Origin of the sequence: Desulfosarcina variabilis str. Montpellier, assembly GCF_048565275.1 — a bacterium.
In the GTDB taxonomy this organism is placed as follows: domain Bacteria; phylum Desulfobacterota; class Desulfobacteria; order Desulfobacterales; family Desulfosarcinaceae; genus Desulfosarcina; species Desulfosarcina variabilis.
On the sequence record NZ_CP159846.1, the window covers coordinates 8,350,266 to 8,369,140 of the forward strand.

Below are 18,875 nucleotides of genomic sequence, written 5' to 3' on the forward strand. Positions count from 1 at the left end.
AATGCCCTCCTACCATCGTAAAAAATTTAATTTATCGATCAATCGGCTGCATATTTGAATGAAAGGGCTACGCGCGCCCGGTATGCGGTAATTTTACCCCCCTCTACCTTCATATCCAGCTTGGAAATTTCGGCCACCCGTAAATCTTTCAAAGATTTGGATGCGGTTTCAACTGCTTGTTTAGCGGCATCCTCCCAAGATGTGGGGCTGGTTCCGACCAATTCAATAACTTTGTAAACACTTTCGCTCATGGTTCCCTCCTTTTTTGATTTCTGTTGATATGGCATTCAAGATAATTTTTTGGGCGGCGTTATCGGTCGAAAGCGGTATTGAATATACAGCGTCCTCCCTCTATCCTTGCCAAATACATGATCTTGAATGCGATAGATTCCTGGTAATCAAAAAGCAAAGTCCAATTCGCCCGGCAGCGCCGATGGTAGAATGGATAGTCACCGTAGAAGTACAGAAAAGAATAAATTTATATGTTCAGAGAAGAATAAGGCTTAATTCAAGGTTCGTTGGGCTTTAAAATAATATTAATGGATGTCAGAAACTTCGTCAAGATGAAAAGCTTCACTATTTCAAGCAATGTCGGTATTACATACGGTTTATTGCAGGATCAGGGAGGTGTTTCTCCTAAAAAATAGCAGAAATGATCTCAGATGGTTATAGAATGGAAAACTGAAAACTTCGATTTTTCAGGAGACTGTCAAAATTGTGAATTGTTTTTTACACCTTAACTATGTCAATATAGACATCAATACTACACGTTCTGCAGGGTGCATTTCAGCTTTTAGAAATCTGTGAGAAGTATTTTTCAGCGCACATTAGATCCGAAACATCTTACAGATATTAATCCAGTCCATAGTTTTCGCAATTCCTACGCAATGAGAATACTGTTTTTCGGGTGACTCGATCACCGGCATCAATAATCGATTGGGGCATGGAAACCTTCTATACACGACTTATTGGGATATGGGTCGATTTTACAAACGAAGCATTTAGGAGCAGTTTTGCCTGTCCAATTCGTCGATGATAGCCAACCCCCCGAATTAGATGGGTTAATCGGTTTGGACAAAAAAAATGAAAAAAATTTTTCGTCCCACTTTCCATATATTGCCACTGATGCATATCGGAGAATAAACAATGATGCCACAAAGACAAACGATATTATCGACCTATTCTCAATGGACGGCACATTCCGCTCTGAGATCTGGTGCTCCAATTAAAAGTAGAAATGACGTCAATAAGCTAATTGAAAAAATTGATTTTGATCCGATTCTGGACACTACAAGAGCCCGTATTTCTCAGGATGAGTTCGAGGTATGGCATAAAAGTGTCTTGGATATGCTTGTAATTGAGACCACGAAACTAAACAATCAATATGGCTGGGCAGCGAAGATCGTAAATGTGTATCTAAAGACCTATTGCTATGTTGGTGATGGTGGGCGCGAAAATATTCGGAATTGTTTACACCCACCATTTGCCACCGATCTATGGAGTTGCGTCTTCAATAGATTCTATGGAAATCAATCGATTATAAACGATACGCATAAGGTTACCTCGATCAAGGCAATCAACACACACGAGAAATATCTGCGCATAATTAAAGGCTTACGTGCTGCCAGCACGAAATTAAAATGTCCATTAATCGAAATTGAACAACTCTGGGAAGCGAATGGAACGTCATAAGAGGGTTTCCCCCATCCATACCCCGATAAATGAGCGAGCATTCTCTAAATTTTTACCAAGTATAAAAAATATACTTTAGTTTAATTTTTTACTTGACTATTTTTTTAGATCATAATATTTAATTTCTATGCCCTGGAAAAGAAGGGGTATCGAACGAATAGGCTGGCAGCTGAAGATGGGCCTCGAATAAAACCTGGGGCTTGGCTTTGATTGGTTAGCCGGCCTGGTTCAGATTCCTTGCACTAAAAGAAACGCCTTTGCAGCCGAAAGATCTCCTGTCCCTGCGCCCTGCGCTCCCATAGCCGTAACCGCAACAGTTTCGATGAAGTTGTCGAAACCATGTACGAAACCGGTTTTGATGTAAAAAACGCCTACCGTGAAACGTCAATGAGAGGGTTGGCCCTGCTCAAGGCCAGACCGAACTGTTAAACAATAAATAAAAATAGGGGGGACCTATGGAAGCAGTGATGCAGTTGGCCAACAGCCCGGCATTATGGATACTTGCCCTCGCGAGTATCTGCATCGTTTTATGGCAAACCTGGCTCTACTTCAAGATGGCCAAAGACTACGTAAGAGATACCGGTGTGATGACCCAAGAAGAAATCAAATTATCGTTGAAAGTCGGCGTCATTTGCACGGTAGGCCCTGCAATCGCCGTATTCACGGTTGCCGTCGTTTTGATCGGCTTAATCGGAGGACCGATCACTTTGTCGCGCATTGGCGTCATTGGCTCAGCTGCCTTCGAGAGTCTGACATCCTCGGCGGGATCGGGGGGGACTGTCGGCACACCGGATTTTACGTTTACAATGTTAGCAACCGCTTCTTGGGTTATGGCTTTAGGCGGGTCAGGCTGGTTGGTCACAACCTTTTTCCTCACCAAAGGGCTGGATAAAACCCAGGAAAAGATGAAGAAGGCCAACCCCAAAATGATCCCAATGGTTGGATCGATTGCCCCGTTCATGGTTTTCTTCGTCATGGGGTATGGCGAGGCCATGAAAAAAATCAAAGCTGAAACCCCCACCTTTGGGGTGCTGGCCGCTTTGATCGCCGGCGCCATCTCCATGTACGGTTTTAACCGTCTCGCCCATGTAAGCAGCAAATACAATTGGCTGCGGGAGTGGTCCATGGGCTTTGCCATTATTATCGCCATGATTGTGGGCATCATCGTCGATTAAGGAGGATTGAAAAAATGGAAATATCAAACATGGATGCGTATAACGACACATTTAACCGCAAAGTTCATTTCTGGGGAAGACTCTCCATCGCCATCGCTTTTTTTATGAGTTTTTCCATTCCATTTTATTTAACTTTTATTGCAGGGCACCATGTGGACCTGACCGTCTTCGTCAAAGGAATCATTTTTGTACTCGGGTTTGTCGGTATCATCTATTTTATCGAACCGGTTTCCTACTTCCCGGTGCTGGGTCCGATCGGCACCTACATGTCCTTTCTGTCAGGCAATATCGGCAATATGAGAATGCCTGTTGTCGGCGCTGTTCAAAATGCGTTGGACGCCGAAGCCGGCAGCAAAAAGGCGGAAATGGCGGCTGTATTTGGTTTGGCGGCATCCAATGTGGTTAACTTGGCTATTTTATTTGTCGTCATCATCGGCGGCACGGCCCTCGTGAGCGCATTGCCGGCCAACATACTGGGGGCGTTTGCCTACGCGGTCCCGGGTATTATTGGTGCGATGATCGTTACCTTTGGGATCAAGATGAGCATAAAGCATATCATTTATACGGTTATCCTTGGATTGGTGGTCATCCAACTGATTAAATTTATCGGCAAATTTGCCCCGGCACTGGGTAAGCTGCTGAGCATCGGCCAGATCGGTGTGGCTGCGGCATTCGCCATCGCATTCGCGGTCTATCTGGCAAATAAGGCAAAAGAATAATCGACTTTTTCTGAAGGGGTGATAAAATGAACGCATTGTTGTCCGATGTTTCCAAAGTTCAAAACCAAATGGCGGAGTGGCGCCATGAGATCCACAAACATCCCGAAACCGCATTTGAAGAGGTTAAAACCTCAGCCTATGTTGCATCCCTGCTCGAATCATGGGGATATGAGGTCGTCACCGGGATCGGTAAAACCGGTATTGTCGCTTCCCTGAAAGCCGGGCAAGGTGAGAAAACAATCGGCTTGCGGGCCGATATGGACGCGCTCCCCGTTACCGAAGCGGTTGAAAGTGATTACAAGAGCCAGACGCCTGGTAAAATGCATGCGTGCGGCCATGACGGACACACGGCCATGTTGCTCGGAGCGGCCAAATACCTGGCCGACAAAAAGAACTTCAACGGGACGGTACGCCTTGTCTTCCAGCCTGCCGAGGAAACCATCAGCGGTGCTTCGGCGATGATCGCTGATGGACTTCTCGAGCGTTTCCCAATGGACGCCATTTTCGGCATGCACAACATGCCGACGCTGGAGCAGGGTAAATTCTTTTTCAGGGCCGGACCGATGATGGCGGCCGTGGACAACTGGGAGATCGAGCTGACCGGGAAAGGCAGCCATGGTTCCATGCCCGAGAAGAGCATTGATCCCATCGTCGCCGGCGCGTCGCTGGTGATGGCACTGCAAACAATCGTATCCAGAAACGTTGCCCCCATGCAATCGGCCGTCGTTACCGTGGGCGCCTTTATTGCCGGCGATGCCGGAAACGTAATTCCCCAAAGCAGTCTTTTGCGGCTCAGTATCCGCAGCACCGAGGACGACACCCGCCAGCTGGTTCTGAACCGAATCAGGGAGATTACGGCGGCTCAGGCCCAGGCTTACGGCGTGAGCTACACGCTGCGCGAGGGACCTCCGGGAGCGGTGCTCGTGAACGAAGACACGCAAACCGAATTTGCCGCCCAGGTGGCCCGGGATGTGTTCGGGGCAGACAAGGTATCGATGGACGCCCCTAAACTCATGGGCAGTGAAGATTTTGCTTTTTTTATCCAGGACAAACCCGGCACGTATTGTTTTATCGGCAATGGCGACACCCCCATGGTGCACAATCCGGACTATCAATTCGATGATCGCAACCTCTCCATTGGTGCCGCTTACTGGGTTGCGCTGACCCAAGCATTTTTAAAATAATGCGAAGAAGCCGTCGCCGAAACCGTTGGGACGCGACCACAAACAAACGCAAAAAAACTTTTTTAAGGGAAGGGGCAGGACTGATGACAACCAAAATCACCATTCTGGGGGCGGGACCCGGGGGGTACATCGCCGCCATTCGGGCGGCCCAATTGGGTGCCGAGGTCACCGTGATCGAAAAGGAAAACGTCGGTGGGACCTGCCTGAACTGGGGCTGCATCCCATCCAAGATCATGATCACGACGGCCGACATGCTGGAACGGTTCCACCAGGCCAAAGCGTTCGGCATTGCCTTGGAAGGCACGGTTAAGGCCGATATGCAGCAGTTGATGGCCCGCAAGCAGTCGGTGATCCAAAGCCAGAGCAAGGGGATCCTGGGGCTTTTCAGCCACCACAAGATCCAGTACATTAAGGGAACCGCCACGATCGACGGGCCTAACCGGGTTCGTGTCACCCAGCCGGATGGCGAACAAAACCAGGTATCCTGGGACAAGCTGATCCTGGCCACGGGGACTCGCCCGCTCGAAATTCCCTCCTTTCCCTTTGACGGTGAAACCATTCTTTCCAGCAACCACGCCCTGAGCCTGACCCAGGTCCCCAAATCGGTAATGATCGTGGGCGGCGGGGTGATCGGGTGCGAGTTCGCTTTTATTCTGTCCTCCCTGGGCGCCCAGGTAACCGTCGTCGAAGCCCTGGATCGCCTGCTGCCGCTGCCGTCAGTGGATGCGGATTGCTCAAAAGTCCTGCAGCGAGAAATGAAAAAGCGCAAGATCAAATTCCTTGTCAACCGCACCGCTCAAACAGTCGAAGCCGGTGACGGTGGACTGAACGTGACCATCGGCCCCTCCCCTTTTATGGAAGCACCGTCTGAAAAGGACAAACAACCAGTGACGGCGCAGGTGGAAAAAATGCTGGTCTGTATCGGCCGTCAGCCCAATACCGCCGACCTGGGGCTCGACACCATCGGTCTCGAGCCGGACAAGCGGGGCTGGATCACCGTAAACGATCGGATGGAGACCGCTGTTTCCGGCGTATACGCCATCGGCGATGTACTGGGACCGGAAAAAATCATGCTGGCCCACGTGGCCTCCACCGAGGGGCAGGTGGCTGCCGAAAATGCCATGGGAGCCAAGCGTGAAATGGACTACCAAGTGGTGCCCGGAGCGATCTTCACCACGCCGGAGGTGGCCAATGTGGGGCTTTCCGAAGCCCAGGCAAGAGACAAGGGAGTTGATGTGCGTGCCGACAGCGTGCTGTTCCGCACCCTGGGCAAAGCCCAGGTAATCGGAGAAATTGCCGGGCAGGCCAAGATCGTTTCCGAGAAGGACAGTGGCAAAATCCTGGGCGTGCATATCGTGGGCCCCCACGCCACGGACCTGATCGCCGAGGCCGCGCTCGCCATGCAGATGGGGGGCAGCGTCACCGATGTGGCCGCCACGATCCATGCCCACCCGACCTTGGCCGAGATCATGCTGGAGGTTTCATGTAAAGCACTGGATCGATCGCTACACGGATAAAGGATAGAACACCATTGAGGGCGATCAGGACCGATTCGATCCCCAGAGAGGAGAGATAATAATGGAACAAGGAGTCAAAAAAACGGCGCTTCACAGCTGGCATGTGGCCCAGGGGGCCAGTATGGCCGATTTTGGTGGTTACGAAATGCCGTTATGGTATTCATCGGCCAAAAATGAGCACCTGTCGGTACTGCAACACGCGGGACTGTTCGATACCAGCCATATGGCCGCGGTGATGGTCACCGGACCGGGGGCTCGCGATCTGTTGCAATACTGCTTTACCAACGATCTGGATGCCTGCGTGGGGCAGCTGAAGAAACCCCTCTCCCCCGGCCGCTGCGTTTACGGCGCTTACCTTAATGCACAGGGCGAGGTGATCGATGACAGTATCATCAATCAACTTTCCGAAGACCGCTACATGGCGGTGGTCAACGCCGGCATGGGAGCCGTGGTGGCCGATCATTTCAATGCCCAGGCCGGAGACCGGGACGTCTCCATCAACGATCTGACCGACAAACTGGGCAAAATCGACATTCAGGGACCGATGGCCGCCAAGATTCTGAGCAAGGTCCTTGCCGCACCGGAATCCGCTTTTGATAAACTGTTTTATTTTTCCTTCAAGGGTCATTTCGATCCGACCTCGCCCCTGGCCGATGCCGTGCGGCTGTCCGACGGCACGCCCATATTGCTTTCCCGCACCGGCTACACCGGAGAGTTTGGGTTTGAAATTTTTGTCTCACCGGACCAGGTGGTGCAGACCTGGGAGATGATCTATGCGGCCGGTCAGGAATATGGACTCACGGCCTGCGGACTGGCCGCCCGGGACTCTTTGCGGGGCGGGGCCGTACTGCCGTTGTCTCACCAGGATATCGGACATTGGCCCTTCATCCACCACCCCTGGCCCTTTGCCCTGCCCTTTAACGCTGATCAAAGCGGATTTACCAAGTCCTTCATCGGTGATCAGGCGCTGCTCACCGTTGACCGTCCGGAATATACCTACGCCTTTGTGGGGGGGGACCTGCGCAAGGTGACCACGCCGGCGACAGTGCTGGATGCAGAAGGCAATGCGCTGGGAATTGTTCTCACCTGCGTCTCCGACATGGGCATCGGCTATCACCAGGGGCGGCTGCTCAGCATTGCCAGTCCCGACAAGCCCCAGGATTTCAGCCCCCGCGGTCTTTGTTGCGGTTTCATCAAGGTAAAAGCGCCCCTCAAACCAGGAGCGACGGTGGTGCTCAAGGATCAGCGGCGCACACTCAACGTGACCATCGTCACGGATATCCGCCCGGATCGCACCGCCCGGCGACCGATCAAGGAAATGATTTGAGTCGTGCTTAGAGCCTGTTTGAAAAGTCTGAATCCCAACCATTAAGGAGGACACACCATGAGCAAAGCCATCAGCGATTTGGTTTTTCCGGATGACGTTCGCTACACCGACGATCACGAATGGGCCCGCCAGGAAGGCGAGACCGTCAAAGTGGGCATCACCGATTATGCCCAGGATCAATTGGGAGATATCGTCTTCGTGGAACTGCCCGAGGTGGGAAGCACCTTTGAACACGGTGAAGAGTTCGGGACCCTCGAATCGGTGAAGGCCGTTTCCGAACTCTACATGCCCATCGGGGGCGAAATCGTGGCCATCAACGAGGCCCTGGCGGATACGCCGGAACAGGTCAACGGCGATCCTTACGGCGATGGCTGGATGATCGTCATCAAACCCGCCGATATCGGTGAATTCGAGGCGCTCAAAGACAAGGACGCCTATCTTGCCATGCTGAAAGGATCGGAAGGATGAGATATCTACCCCATACCAACGAAGACATCACCGCCATGCTTGAGAAGGTGGGTGTCGGCAGCCTGGAGGCCCTTTTTGATTCGATCCCTGAATCATGCCGCCGCCAGTCAGCGCTGGATCTACCGGCCCCCCTGAGTGAATGGGACCTCAACGATCACATGGACAGCCTGGCCGCCGATATGGCGACATCTCCACAATACAAGGTGTTTCTGGGCGCCGGCAGCTACGACCATTTCATCCCTGAAGCCGTGAAACATCTGCTCCTGCGGTCCGAGATCTACACCGCCTACACGCCGTACCAGCCGGAAATCAGTCAGGGAACCCTGCAGACCATTTTTGAATACCAGACCCTGATCGCGCAGCTGTTGGGGATGGAAGTGGCCAATGCCTCCATGTACGACGGCGCATCAGCCCTGGCCGAGGCACTGTTGATGGCCATCCGGATCACCCGTCGTAAAACGGTGGCCATCTCCCGCGCCGTGCATCCGTTGTATCGCCGGGTCGTTAAAACCTACCTGGCGCCCACCGGTTATGAGATCGTGGAGCTTCCCTTTACCGCTGACGGCAGAACCGATCTTTCAGCCGTGGGCGATTTGTCCACCCTGGCTGCCGTGGCCGTGCAGTCGCCCAACTTTTTCGGTTGCGTCGAGGATCTGCGGGCCTGCGCCGATACGGTTCACGCCGACCCCAAAACCCTTCTGGTGACCTGTTTTACCGAGCCCCTGGCCTATGGCATCCTGAAAAATCCGGGCAGCTGCGGCGCTGATATCGTTTGCGGTGAAGGTCAGAGTTTGGGCATTCCGCGTTCCTTCGGCGGTCCTGGCCTGGGTGTATTCGCTTCTTTGCAAAAGTATGTGCGCAACATGCCCGGCCGGCTCATCGGCCAGACCGTGGACAAGGACGGCAAGCGCGGTTTTGTTCTCACCCTGGCCACCCGCGAGCAGCATATCCGAAGGGAACGGGCAACGTCCAATATCTGCTCCAACCAGGGACTGTGCGCCACCACGGCCACCCTGTACATGGCCATGCTGGGCGGGACCGGATTTCGCGAGCTGGCCGCCCTGAATCATGACAAAGCCGCCTACCTGAAAGCCGAGTTGCAAAAGGCCGGTTTGACCATCGCCTTTGACAGCCCGGTCTTCAATGAGTTCGTTGTCAAATTTCCATCCGGCTTCGACACCACCTACCAACGGTTGTTGGAGAAGAAAATTGTCGCCGGGCTGCCGCTGGCCAAATACTATCCCGAACTTGCCGATCACTGCCTGGTATGTGTCACAGAAACCAGCCGCCGGGCGGATATGGACGCCCTGGTCAAGGAGGTCGCATCATGAAAGAACCCGTCGGTACCACCGGCCTGATATTCAATGAACCGCTGTTGTGGGAGAAAGGGGCCAAGGGGCGAACCGGTTTCTCAATGCCCCTGCGCGACGTCGACCGATATCCCGTGGCGGATTCGGTCAAAGGCGACGGCCCTGACTTTCCCGACCTGAGCGAACTGGATGTGGTGCGCCATTTCACCCGTCTTTCCCAGTGGAACTTTGGTGTGGACAGCGGCATGTATCCGTTGGGGTCGTGCACCATGAAGTACAACCCCAAAACCAATGAACGACAGGCAGCCCTGCCCGGACTGGCCGGCGGCCATCCCCTTTTACCGGAAACGCTTTGCCAAGGGGCGTTAAAGCTGATGGCCAACCTGGAGCGCTTCCTGGCCGAGATTACCGGCCTGCCGGCGGTGACCCTGCAGCCGGCCGCCGGGTCCCACGGCGAACTGACCGGCATGATGGTGATCGACGCCTTCATGAAAAGCAACGGGCAGCGCCGCACCAAGGTTCTCATTCCGGACACGGCCCACGGCACCAACCCGGCCAGTGCGGCCTTGTGCGGGTTAAAAGCCATTCCCCTTAAATCCAATGAAAAGGGAATTCTCTCAACCGAAAATGTTGCCGAACTGATGGATGAGGATACGGCCGGTATCATGGTCACCAACCCCAACACCCTGGGGCTGTTCGAGGAAAATATCCAGCAGGTGGCCGAGATTGTCCATGCCAAAGGCGGCCTGGTCTACGGCGACGGCGCCAACATGAATGCCGTCATGGGTATTGTGGACATCCAGAAACTCGGCGTGGATGTGCTTCACCTGAACCTGCACAAAACCTTTTCCACCCCCCACGGCGGCGGTGGTCCCGGTAGCGGACCGATTTGCGTAACCGAAACGCTGGCACCGTTTCTGCCGGTTCCCCGGGTGATCGAGAAAAATGGCCGCTTTTTACTGTCCGAGGATTTCCCCCAGTCGGTGGGTAAGATTCACGCTTTTTACGGAAACTTCGGTGTGCTCGTAAAGGCCTACAGCTATATTCTCAGTTTAGGGGCCGATCTGAAGAAAGTGAGCCAGTATGCGGTGTTGAATGCCAATTACATCAAGGAAAGCCTCAAGGATATCTATCATCTGGCCTATGACCGGCCCTGTATGCATGAGTGTGTGTTCAACGACAAACACCAGGAAGCGCATAAAGTAACCACGCTGGATATCGCCAAACGGCTGATGGAGTATGGGTTTCATCCACCCACGGTATACTTCCCGTTGGTGGTGCACGGTGCCATCATGATCGAGCCGACCGAAACAGAATCCAAAGAGATGATCGATGCCTTCATCGATACCATGCGCACGATTGCCGAGGAAGCCAAAGCAGACCCCGAGCGATTTCATGAAGCCCCCCGGATTACCAAAGTCCGGCGCATGGATGAAACCAGGGCGGCCCGTAACCCATGTCTGACGGGATGCGGACGATAGCCCATATCCACAAAAAACCGCTGAGTGCCGGTACCCGTGGTCATGGAATGCTGAAACACGATTCCATGACCACGGGGATTAAGGGTGCAGGTAAAAAATAATTACACCAGACTGCGCCGGATTTGCGCCTCGTCTACAAGGCGCATCCGCCGGTGCATATTTGGAATCTGTGCCGGCGGATGGAACGCCGTAGACGGGTGCAAGGACAAGCAGGATGGGGTAATTATTTTTTACCTGCGCCCTAATGTCGCGCTTCATTCATAAATACGGAGGAAAACCATGCCCAATAAATTTTTACTGACCGCTTTCAGCAAGGACCGGCCCGGTGTCGTGGCCGATATCGCCCAGGTGATCTATGAAAACAACTGCAGTTTGGAGGACTCGGAAATGGCCAACCTGGCCGGCGAGTTTGCCATGATTTTTCTGGTATCCCCACTGTCTGCCGGAAACGAAGCCGAGCTGGAAAGTATCCTTGCCACGGAGTGCCGCCGTCTGGAAAGGGATAAGGGCATCACCGCCTTTATCCGACCGGTGACGCCGGGCCAAGCGCCCCCCGCGCAAGCGATCTACACCCAAACCATCCATGTGGAAGGATTGGACCACGCCGGAATTGTTTACAAGGTGAGTCGGTTTCTGGCCGACAACCAGATCAACATCCGGACGCTGAATTCAAACGTGGCGTCTTCACCGGAAAGCGGCGCCGCTATTTACCAGATGAGGCTGCTTGTTGACATTCCTGTCAAGATCCCGATGGATGTCGTGGAAAAAGGATTAAACGATGTCGGGGATCAATTGCATGTGGACATTACCATCGAGTAAGTGCTTTCGGCTTGACGGTTTTGGCGCCCTATTTCCTATGGGGACCAACAACAAACTTCATATTTGATGAGTGCATCCGAACCCATGTTCTATATACTGGATTAAATTTAAACTATACTCTATAGTAGCACTGCAATCTAAAATCTCAATTTGGCGGGAATGGCAACGTGACCCATCTAAAAGAGTTTCCCTTAAGAGAACGTAAAAAAGCCCAAACCCGTTTATCCATTTTAGATTCTGTAATTGGGCTATTGTATGACAAACCGCTCGCTAACATAACCGTCGAAGAGATTTGTGACGGCATACAGATTTCCAAAGGCACATTTTTTCAATATTTCCCCCAAAAAACAGATGTGCTTGTTTTATATGGACTCCTTTGGAACCTTGAAGCAATGTGGCTGGTAACAAAGTCGCCCACGATATCTCCTGGTCTTGATGCAATCAATTATATTTTTAAAGACTTGGGTAAAAAAGTAGAAGACCATCCGACACTGTGGATGGAAATTATTGCGGTTAGAGCTCTCCAACCTCAAAAATTTGCTCAAATGGGCAGCCGGGAAACAGATCAGGTCAATACTGTTGAACGTCTGATACGGTTTCCCAAGCTTAAAGGCATCGAATCCATACCAGAGGGAAATTTCCGACAGTTTTTCCTTCTCAATCTGCAGGCTGCCATAGAAAAAAAGGAACTCCCTAAAAAAACGGACATAGAAACCGCCTACATGTCATTGGCGTGCATATTTTATGGCGTTCCGTTGATGTCTTTTGATAAAACGCCCCTGAATTGTAAAGACGCCTATAAAGATCAGCTGGGTCTGCTGTGGAAAGGGCTGGGCGTGCGGTGATCTGGCATAGCCAGATCACAGCGTATGGCTTCTGCAATGTGCTATTCAAACGAACACAGGCTTATTGGCCCTGGCAGGCGCAGCGGGCCTCGAGCTGTTTGGTGACCATGGGAATGATTTCAAACAAATCACCGATGTACACATCATGGGCAATCTGGTTGATGGGCGCCTTTTCATCTTTATTGATCGAGATGATGTGCCTGGCGCCCATCATCCCGGTCAGATGCTGAACCGCACCGGAAATGCCGCAGGCGATATACAGATCCGGCTGGACCGTTTCTCCGGTTTGTCCCACCTGGCAATGTGCGTCTATCCATCCGGCATCCACCGCCCCGCGGGAGGCAGCCAGTTCAGCGCCCAGGGCATCGGCCAGCCGCCTGAGCATGGCAACCCCTTTGGCCCCTTTCACCCCCCGGCCACCGGCAACAATGATTTTGGCATCGCTCAGTCGGCAAGGGGGGGGCGGTGAAGCCACGATATCGACGATGCGCGTGGCATAGTCATGACGATCGATGCGCGCCACCACCGTTTCCGTGGTGCCCCGACGGTCCTTTTGGATAGGGGCCGCCATCATCACCCCCGGCCGAACCGTGGCGATTTGGGGGCGCCTGTCCGGGCAAACAATCGTGGCCATGACATTCCCGCCAAACGCCGGGCAGGTCTGCAACAAAATGCCCTCCTGCGGACAGATTTGCATGGCCGTACAGTCGGCGGTCAGTCCGGTTTGCAGCCGGTTGGCAATTCTGGGCGCCAAATCCCGTCCCATGGCTGTCGCCCCAAACAACAGTATTTCCGGCTTCAGTTCCGCCAGAACATGGACACCCACATCGGTGAAAATCTCCGTATGGTAGGGGCCCAAATCATTTCCCGTGACCATCAGCACATGGTCGGCACCACTTTCGATCAAACGGGCCGGCAGATCGCCAAAAGGCCCACCGATGATCAGGGCCGTGACGGTCACCGCTGGCCTTTGCCCGGCCAGCTCATCGGCCAGTTCGCGGGCCTTGCCCAGCAGTTCCAGGCTGACATCGGCCACACATCCATTGGTCTGCTCGACAAACACACAGATGCCGTTAAATGCGGAAATATTCATGCGCAGGCGGCTATCGGGTGACGCAACCTGGATGGCATCAAAGGCACACGTATCGATGCAGGCACCGCAGTGAACACACGCATCGGTAATAATCTTTTTCCCGTCGGCAAAAACAATGGCTCCGTAGGGACAAGCAGGCAAACACAGCTGACACGCCTGCCCTTTGCATTTGGTCATATCGGTTACGACTGGCATAACTAGGGCTTTCCAATCACATGTTTCTCATTAGATATAGTTGTTTTGCGCTAACAGGGCGACCATCCCCTCGGCCAGCTCGACCGGGTCCCCGGTATGAACAGCCGCGCGATTTTCATAGGTCGGACAAAAAATCTTCTGGACCCGGGTCGGCGACCCATTGATACCGATGCGTATGGGATTGAGATGAAGGTCGCTGTGTTGCCAAATCGTTACAGTTTTATCCCGAAAGGCCCGCAACACGCCATTCATGGTCTTGTAGCGGGGGCTGTTAAGGCTTGTCGATACCGTAATCAGCACCGGCGGTGAAACTTGGATGATGCGATGCGCACACTCGAAATGACTTCGAATGGTCAGTTTCCTCTGATGCCAGACAATCGAATCGGCATGGGTCACCTGAGGAACGTTTAAAAATCCCGCCAATTGGGGGCCCACCTGCCCGGTCTCGCCGTCAATGGAATGGCTCCCGCACAAAATGATACCAACATCCCTTAATTTCCTGACGGCCCGGCTGAGGGTATAGGCCGTGGCCAGGGTATCCGCCCCAGCAAAAACCGCATCGCACAACAGCACCGCCTGATCCGCGCCCATGGCCAGCGCCTCCCGCAGAACCCCTTCGGCCTGGGGCGGTCCCATGCTCAGGGCAGTCACCGTTGCCTTATCGTCCATTGCCGCTTTGAGACAAAAGGCGGCCTCCAGGGCGTGTTTGTCGGCAGGATTGATCATGGACGGCACCCTGCCGCGCTCCATGATTCCTGTTTGGGAATCAATGTTGACCGACTGGGTGCGGGGGACTTGTTTAACCGTAACAACTATGTTCATGGTCGTAATATTCCGAGGATAAAATTTTTCGCGTAACGCCGAGATCGGCCAAAGCTAAGATTGCTTGGTCATTTTTGGGTGGACACGATCTAAGCGCCTGTTTGAGGAGTCTGGATCAGGCCCGATAACAAGGCGGAAAGTGGCTCAAAAGCGGAGCATATATGGTATATGTGAGCATTTTGAGACAGTTTCCAACGCCGTTAGCGGGCCTTAGACGGATTTGTCAAACAGGCGCTAACAGCCAATAGCCCTGGAGATAACCAATTTAAGCATTTCCGAAGTCCCTTCGCCGATTTGCAGCAGCCGCTGATCACGATAGAACCGTTCAACCGCGTATTCCTTGCATAAGCCATAGCCCCCGTGGATCTGGACGGCCTCATCGGTCACCGATTTGGCAACCTCGCTGCAATAGAGCTTGCTCATGGCCGCCTCTTTGGCAAAGGGCTGATTGCTGTCCCGGAGTCGGCAGGTCTGATACAAAAACGTCCTGGCCATTTCGATCTGGGTGTGCATGTCAGCCAGTTTGAAGGCAACCACCTGGTGTTTGGTCAGCGGCTTGCCAAACTGTTTGCGATTTTGGGCGTAGTGCAGGGCGGCCTCGTAGGCCCCTTGGGCGCACCCAAGCCCCATGGCGGCAATGGACAAGCGGCCACCATCCAACGTGTGCAGCATCTGTTTGAATCCATCGCCGACGTTTCCCAAAATGGCGTCACCGGGCACCCGGCAATCCTCAAAATATAACTCGGCCGTGTTCGATGCGCGCCACATCATCTTGTTTTTCATGGAAACCGCAGAAAATCCAGGGGTGCCGTTTTCAACAACAAAACAGGTGTGCTCGGGCTTTCCGTTGGCACTGGCCCCCGTATTGGTCTGAACGATGGTGCCTTTGCTGATGGGGGTCGCTGAATTGGTAATGAACATCTTGCTGCCGTTGATGATCCAGTCGTCACCGTCCTTTTTGGCCCGCGTGCGGGAAGCACCGGCATCCGACCCGGCATCCGGCTCCGTCAATCCAAATCCCATCAGCGTTTTGCCCTTGCAAAGATCGGGAAGATATTTTTGTTTCTGTTTTTCGGTGCCGAAGTAAAGCAGCGGGTTGATGCCCAGGGAGTTGCCGGCCGCCACGGTCGCGGCCTGGGACCCATCAATGCGGGCGATCTCCTCCACGGCGATGATGTAGGCCAGATAATCCAATCCCTGGCCCCCATAGGCCTCGGGGACAACCATCCCGAACAGGCCGATGTCGCCCATGGCATGGGTCAATTCCACCGAGAACACGGCCTCGTTTTCCAATGCGCCGGCGATTGGTTTAATCTCGGTTTCGGCAAATTCCCTTACCGTACTGCGGATCATTTCGTGCTTCTGGTTCAGCTGATTCAACATGATTGGACCGTCACCCATTTCGTGTTTCCAAAGACGAAACTTCTTATCTGCCAATTCAGTGATTGTCAACACATTGAATTTTTCGGATCATCTTAAAAACGCAGGTAATCTGGCAGGACAGGCGCAAGCCGCGATCACACGGTTAAAGCCATTGAACCTGATATGAACGGATTAATCGGATTGGTGATAATCGCCAGTCAAAGCGATTGCATCTGGGTGGTGACCACCACACGATTGCCCTTGATCGGGCTTTTGAGTTTGAACCCCGGTTGGTTGACCAGCGACAAACAGGCCTCGACCACATCGGGGTCGTACAGGCGCCCGCTGTTCTCTTTCAACTCATCCATGGCTTTTTTGACACCCAAGGACGGCCGGTAGGGTCGATGGGAGCCAATGGTCTCGAACACATCCGACACGGAAATAATCCTGGCCTCGAGCAGGATCTGATCTCCTTTCAGACCACACGGGTAGCCCGAGCCATCCAAGCGTTCATGATGCTGAAGGACAATATCGGCCAGAGGCCATGGAAAATCGATCTTCTTAAGGATATCGTAGCCCGACTGGACATGGGTCTTGATCATCTCATACTCCGGTCCGCTGAGGCGACCCGGCTTGCACAAAATTTCTCCGGGGATGGTGATCTTGCCCAGATCGTGGATCACGCCGGCCATGCGCAACCCGTAAATGCGATCCTCGGCAAGTCCCATTTTCCTGGCAATGCCAGCGGCCAGATCCGCAACGCGATCCTGATGGCCGGCGGTGTATGGGTCGCGCATCTCAACGGCCAGGGAAATAGCCTGGACAAACCCTTCCATGGCCTGTTGAAAGCGGGCCACATTGTGTCGCAGTTCCCTGGCGGTGTCTTTGAGCTTGCCCCGGATCTGTCGCTCGTTTAAAACCCGTTTCAGCCTCGCCACAATCTCTGCCAAGCGGATAGGTTTTTCAATGAAATCGCTGGCCCCCTCGGCAATGATCTCTTCATAGTGAAAATTTTTGACCAGCCCGGTGATAATGATCACATCGGCATCAAAATCGGCCTTGACCAGGCGGCACAATTCCAAACCGCTCATCCCATACATTTGAACATCGGAAACGACGACCTCAACCGGCTCGACCTTGAGCAGCTCCAAGGCGGATTCGCCACTGTCGGCGGTCAGGCACCGACAGCCGGACCCTTTGATGCCATAGGACAGGATATCGCGGATATCATCATCATCATCCACCACCAAAATCAGCGGGGATGCATTTGTTTCAGTTGTCTCGGCGTTCATGGAAAGCCTCCTCAACATGTTACCTTAGGGAGTATTGAATGGATTGTTATGATGCACGTATTGCAACCAGTCACTCGGCTTAGGAAAGAGCAATATCAAAAGGGAAAAACGCTCAGGAGTTCTGGCAGTTAAAAAATCAATCGCACCGGTAGCGGGACTAGAAGAGTAAATAGATCACATAACCAACATAACAGGCAACTAAAATCAGACCTTTTCTGCGCGTAATTGTCAAGTCCCGTCTCATCAAAATCAACGGCATCGCGCTGACGATCATCATGACCAGATAATCGATTACCAGACCGCTGTGGAAAAACCCGCCGGCAATGGGTATCGGCCGGACCATGGCCGTGGCGCCGACCACACTGAGAAGATTGAACACATTGCTGCCGACCAGGTTGCCCAGGGAAATATCCATCTCCTTTTTCAGGGCCGCCACAATGGACGTGGCCAGCTCCGGCACGGATGTGCCAAAGGCCACAACCGTCAGGCCCACCACTTTCTCGCTGACTCCCAGGGCGGACATGATGCTCACCGCCGAATCCACGAGCAAATCGGCACCGACCACCACCGCCGACGTGCCCGCGATAACCATCGCCCCCTGAATCCATTTTTTTTCCATCAACCCGGAGGCTGGGGCCGGTTGATCCGCATCGCCGGTTTTGGGCCGGGTCCGATTGACGCGCAATGCCACCGCGTAATTAAACCAGGTGTAGGCAATAACCCCGCTAAACAGGATAACCCCTTCGATCCGGCCAATCATCGAATTCAGGGAAAGCAATAGTAAAAATGCGGAAATGCCCAGCATCAAAGGGATATCGCGAACAATGACAATGCGGCTGGTGGTCACCGGTTGGAACACTGCCGTCAATCCCAGCACCAATGCGATATTGCAAATATTGCTGCCCACCACATTGCCTAGAGCGATCATGCTTTTGCCTTTCATGGCCGACACCAGACTGACCACCAGTTCGGGAGCGGACGTGCCAAAGGCAACCACTGTAAGACCAATGACCATGGGAGTCAGTCCCAGGCTGCGGGCCAGACTGGATGCACCCTGTACCAGCCAGCCGGCCCCGTAGTAAAGCAGCAGCAGCCCTGCAACAAATGCAAAAAATTGGGTAAGCAATTAATTGGCTCCCTTTCATGGATCAATGGTAACAGGCTCGTCAAAAACAGGCCTCTATATGACATTGTTACCGATGGATTTCAATGTCCATCGGTTTTGAATCCAGGGTAATCGCATTTAAAATAATCCATGCCGACTCACATGATAGTAAAAATAGGCTAAAAATTCGAATGATTATAATAATTTGAAATAATTCAAAATATGCGGCTACCCGGGTCGTAGGGGCAGGCCCCTGTGCCTGCCTTGGTTTTGAAGTCGGGCCAAAATCTTGTTGTGTGGATCGGCTAACGAAATCACTGGGAGGGTTAAAGGGCAACCACGGGGGGTTGCCCCTACGGTGGCCGTGATAACCACAATGCCGTGAATGGGCTTCAACCAGGTATCACCATGTCATCAAAGAAAAAGCAGGGCTAACGGCTGATTGCTAAAAGCTGGCAGCTCAGCTTGG

Annotated in this window: 17 protein-coding genes; 11 read left to right on the forward strand and 6 right to left on the reverse strand. The window is 53.0% G+C overall.

The features are described from left to right. Positions 1-38: 38 nt before the first annotated feature. Entirely contained in the window at positions 39-251 is a 213-nt protein-coding gene (locus Dvar_RS37705; protein WP_419658623.1) for a dodecin family protein, read from the reverse strand. A gap of 895 nt (positions 252-1,146) precedes the next feature. Here Dvar_RS37705 and Dvar_RS37710 point away from each other — a divergent pair. The 11 genes from Dvar_RS37710 to Dvar_RS37760 all read left to right on the forward strand — a co-directional run bounded on the left by Dvar_RS37710 (position 1,147) and on the right by Dvar_RS37760 (position 12,537). After that, positions 1,147-1,692 carry a hypothetical protein gene (locus Dvar_RS37710; protein WP_419658624.1) on the forward strand — a complete coding sequence of 182 codons (546 nt, stop codon included), beginning with the start codon at positions 1,147-1,149 and terminating at the stop codon, positions 1,690-1,692. Between the two features lie 455 nt (positions 1,693-2,147). Beyond that, the gene (locus tag Dvar_RS37715; protein WP_419658625.1) at positions 2,148-2,867 is read left to right on the forward strand and encodes a DUF5058 family protein; all 720 of its coding nucleotides are present in this window, start codon (positions 2,148-2,150) and stop codon (positions 2,865-2,867) included. Positions 2,868-2,881: 14 nt separating this feature from the next. Beyond that, positions 2,882-3,586, forward strand: a complete 705-nt coding sequence (locus Dvar_RS37720; RefSeq protein WP_419658626.1) for a hypothetical protein — start codon at positions 2,882-2,884, stop codon at positions 3,584-3,586. A gap of 26 nt (positions 3,587-3,612) precedes the next feature. Next, positions 3,613-4,770, forward strand: coding sequence for a M20 aminoacylase family protein (locus Dvar_RS37725; RefSeq protein ID WP_419658627.1), 1,158 nt, complete (start codon positions 3,613-3,615; stop codon positions 4,768-4,770). An 83-nt stretch (positions 4,771-4,853) separates the two neighbouring features. After that, entirely contained in the window at positions 4,854-6,287 is a 1,434-nt protein-coding gene (gene lpdA, locus Dvar_RS37730; RefSeq protein WP_419658628.1) for a dihydrolipoyl dehydrogenase, read from the forward strand. Positions 6,288-6,348: 61 nt separating this feature from the next. Beyond that, positions 6,349-7,614, forward strand: coding sequence for an aminomethyltransferase family protein (locus Dvar_RS37735; RefSeq protein ID WP_419658629.1), 1,266 nt, complete (start codon positions 6,349-6,351; stop codon positions 7,612-7,614). A 57-nt stretch (positions 7,615-7,671) separates the two neighbouring features. Beyond that, positions 7,672-8,082, forward strand: a complete 411-nt coding sequence (gcvH, locus tag Dvar_RS37740; RefSeq protein ID WP_419658630.1) for a glycine cleavage system protein GcvH — start codon at positions 7,672-7,674, stop codon at positions 8,080-8,082. After that, positions 8,079-9,413, forward strand: coding sequence for an aminomethyl-transferring glycine dehydrogenase subunit GcvPA (gene gcvPA / locus Dvar_RS37745; RefSeq protein WP_419658631.1), 1,335 nt, complete (start codon positions 8,079-8,081; stop codon positions 9,411-9,413). The genes gcvH and gcvPA overlap by 4 nt, the downstream gene beginning before the upstream one ends. Next, complete coding sequence (gene gcvPB / locus Dvar_RS37750) at positions 9,410-10,873, forward strand: aminomethyl-transferring glycine dehydrogenase subunit GcvPB (protein WP_419658632.1); 1,464 nt, start codon at positions 9,410-9,412, stop codon at positions 10,871-10,873. Before gcvPA ends, gcvPB begins: the two co-directional genes overlap by 4 nt. 279 nt (positions 10,874-11,152) lie before the next feature. After that, positions 11,153-11,692, forward strand: a complete 540-nt coding sequence (locus tag Dvar_RS37755) for a glycine cleavage system protein R (RefSeq protein WP_419658633.1) — start codon at positions 11,153-11,155, stop codon at positions 11,690-11,692. 167 nt (positions 11,693-11,859) lie between these two features. Further along, positions 11,860-12,537, forward strand: coding sequence for a TetR/AcrR family transcriptional regulator (locus Dvar_RS37760; RefSeq protein WP_419658634.1), 678 nt, complete (start codon positions 11,860-11,862; stop codon positions 12,535-12,537). Between the two features lie 61 nt (positions 12,538-12,598). Here the strand turns inward: Dvar_RS37760 and Dvar_RS37765 are convergent, their stop codons facing one another. The 5 genes from Dvar_RS37765 to Dvar_RS37785 all read right to left on the reverse strand — a co-directional run bounded on the left by Dvar_RS37765 (position 12,599) and on the right by Dvar_RS37785 (position 18,427). Continuing rightward, positions 12,599-13,825: an FAD-binding protein gene (locus tag Dvar_RS37765; protein ID WP_419658635.1), complete on the reverse strand. Its 1,227-nt coding sequence runs from the start codon at positions 13,823-13,825 to the stop codon at positions 12,599-12,601. Between the two features lie 30 nt (positions 13,826-13,855). After that, complete coding sequence (locus tag Dvar_RS37770) at positions 13,856-14,647, reverse strand: electron transfer flavoprotein subunit beta/FixA family protein (RefSeq protein ID WP_419658636.1); 792 nt, start codon at positions 14,645-14,647, stop codon at positions 13,856-13,858. A gap of 234 nt (positions 14,648-14,881) precedes the next feature. Continuing rightward, positions 14,882-16,048, reverse strand: a complete 1,167-nt coding sequence (locus Dvar_RS37775) for an acyl-CoA dehydrogenase family protein (protein ID WP_419658637.1) — start codon at positions 16,046-16,048, stop codon at positions 14,882-14,884. A gap of 179 nt (positions 16,049-16,227) precedes the next feature. Next, positions 16,228-17,301, reverse strand: coding sequence for an HD domain-containing phosphohydrolase (locus tag Dvar_RS37780; RefSeq protein WP_419658638.1), 1,074 nt, complete (start codon positions 17,299-17,301; stop codon positions 16,228-16,230). Positions 17,302-17,458: 157 nt separating this feature from the next. After that, entirely contained in the window at positions 17,459-18,427 is a 969-nt protein-coding gene (locus Dvar_RS37785) for a calcium/sodium antiporter (protein ID WP_419658639.1), read from the reverse strand. Positions 18,428-18,875 lie beyond the last annotated feature (448 nt).

Excerpts from the sequence above, each read along its gene's own strand:
- Dvar_RS37705 (WP_419658623.1), bottom strand. The coding sequence starts at position 251 with ATGAGCGAAAGTGTTTACAAAGTTATTGAATTGGTCGGAACCAGCCCC.
- Dvar_RS37710 (WP_419658624.1), top strand. The coding sequence starts at position 1,147 with ATGATGCCACAAAGACAAACGATATTATCGACCTATTCTCAATGGACG.
- Dvar_RS37715 (WP_419658625.1), top strand. The coding sequence starts at position 2,148 with ATGGAAGCAGTGATGCAGTTGGCCAACAGCCCGGCATTATGGATACTT.
- Dvar_RS37720 (WP_419658626.1), top strand. The coding sequence starts at position 2,882 with ATGGAAATATCAAACATGGATGCGTATAACGACACATTTAACCGCAAA.
- Dvar_RS37725 (WP_419658627.1), top strand. The coding sequence starts at position 3,613 with ATGAACGCATTGTTGTCCGATGTTTCCAAAGTTCAAAACCAAATGGCG.
- lpdA (WP_419658628.1), top strand. The coding sequence starts at position 4,854 with ATGACAACCAAAATCACCATTCTGGGGGCGGGACCCGGGGGGTACATC.
- Dvar_RS37735 (WP_419658629.1), top strand. The coding sequence starts at position 6,349 with ATGGAACAAGGAGTCAAAAAAACGGCGCTTCACAGCTGGCATGTGGCC.
- gcvH (WP_419658630.1), top strand. The coding sequence starts at position 7,672 with ATGAGCAAAGCCATCAGCGATTTGGTTTTTCCGGATGACGTTCGCTAC.
- gcvPA (WP_419658631.1), top strand. The coding sequence starts at position 8,079 with ATGAGATATCTACCCCATACCAACGAAGACATCACCGCCATGCTTGAG.
- gcvPB (WP_419658632.1), top strand. The coding sequence starts at position 9,410 with ATGAAAGAACCCGTCGGTACCACCGGCCTGATATTCAATGAACCGCTG.
- Dvar_RS37755 (WP_419658633.1), top strand. The coding sequence starts at position 11,153 with ATGCCCAATAAATTTTTACTGACCGCTTTCAGCAAGGACCGGCCCGGT.
- Dvar_RS37765 (WP_419658635.1), bottom strand. The coding sequence starts at position 13,825 with ATGCCAGTCGTAACCGATATGACCAAATGCAAAGGGCAGGCGTGTCAG.
- Dvar_RS37770 (WP_419658636.1), bottom strand. The coding sequence starts at position 14,647 with ATGAACATAGTTGTTACGGTTAAACAAGTCCCCCGCACCCAGTCGGTC.
- Dvar_RS37775 (WP_419658637.1), bottom strand. The coding sequence starts at position 16,048 with ATGGGTGACGGTCCAATCATGTTGAATCAGCTGAACCAGAAGCACGAA.
- Dvar_RS37780 (WP_419658638.1), bottom strand. The coding sequence starts at position 17,301 with ATGAACGCCGAGACAACTGAAACAAATGCATCCCCGCTGATTTTGGTG.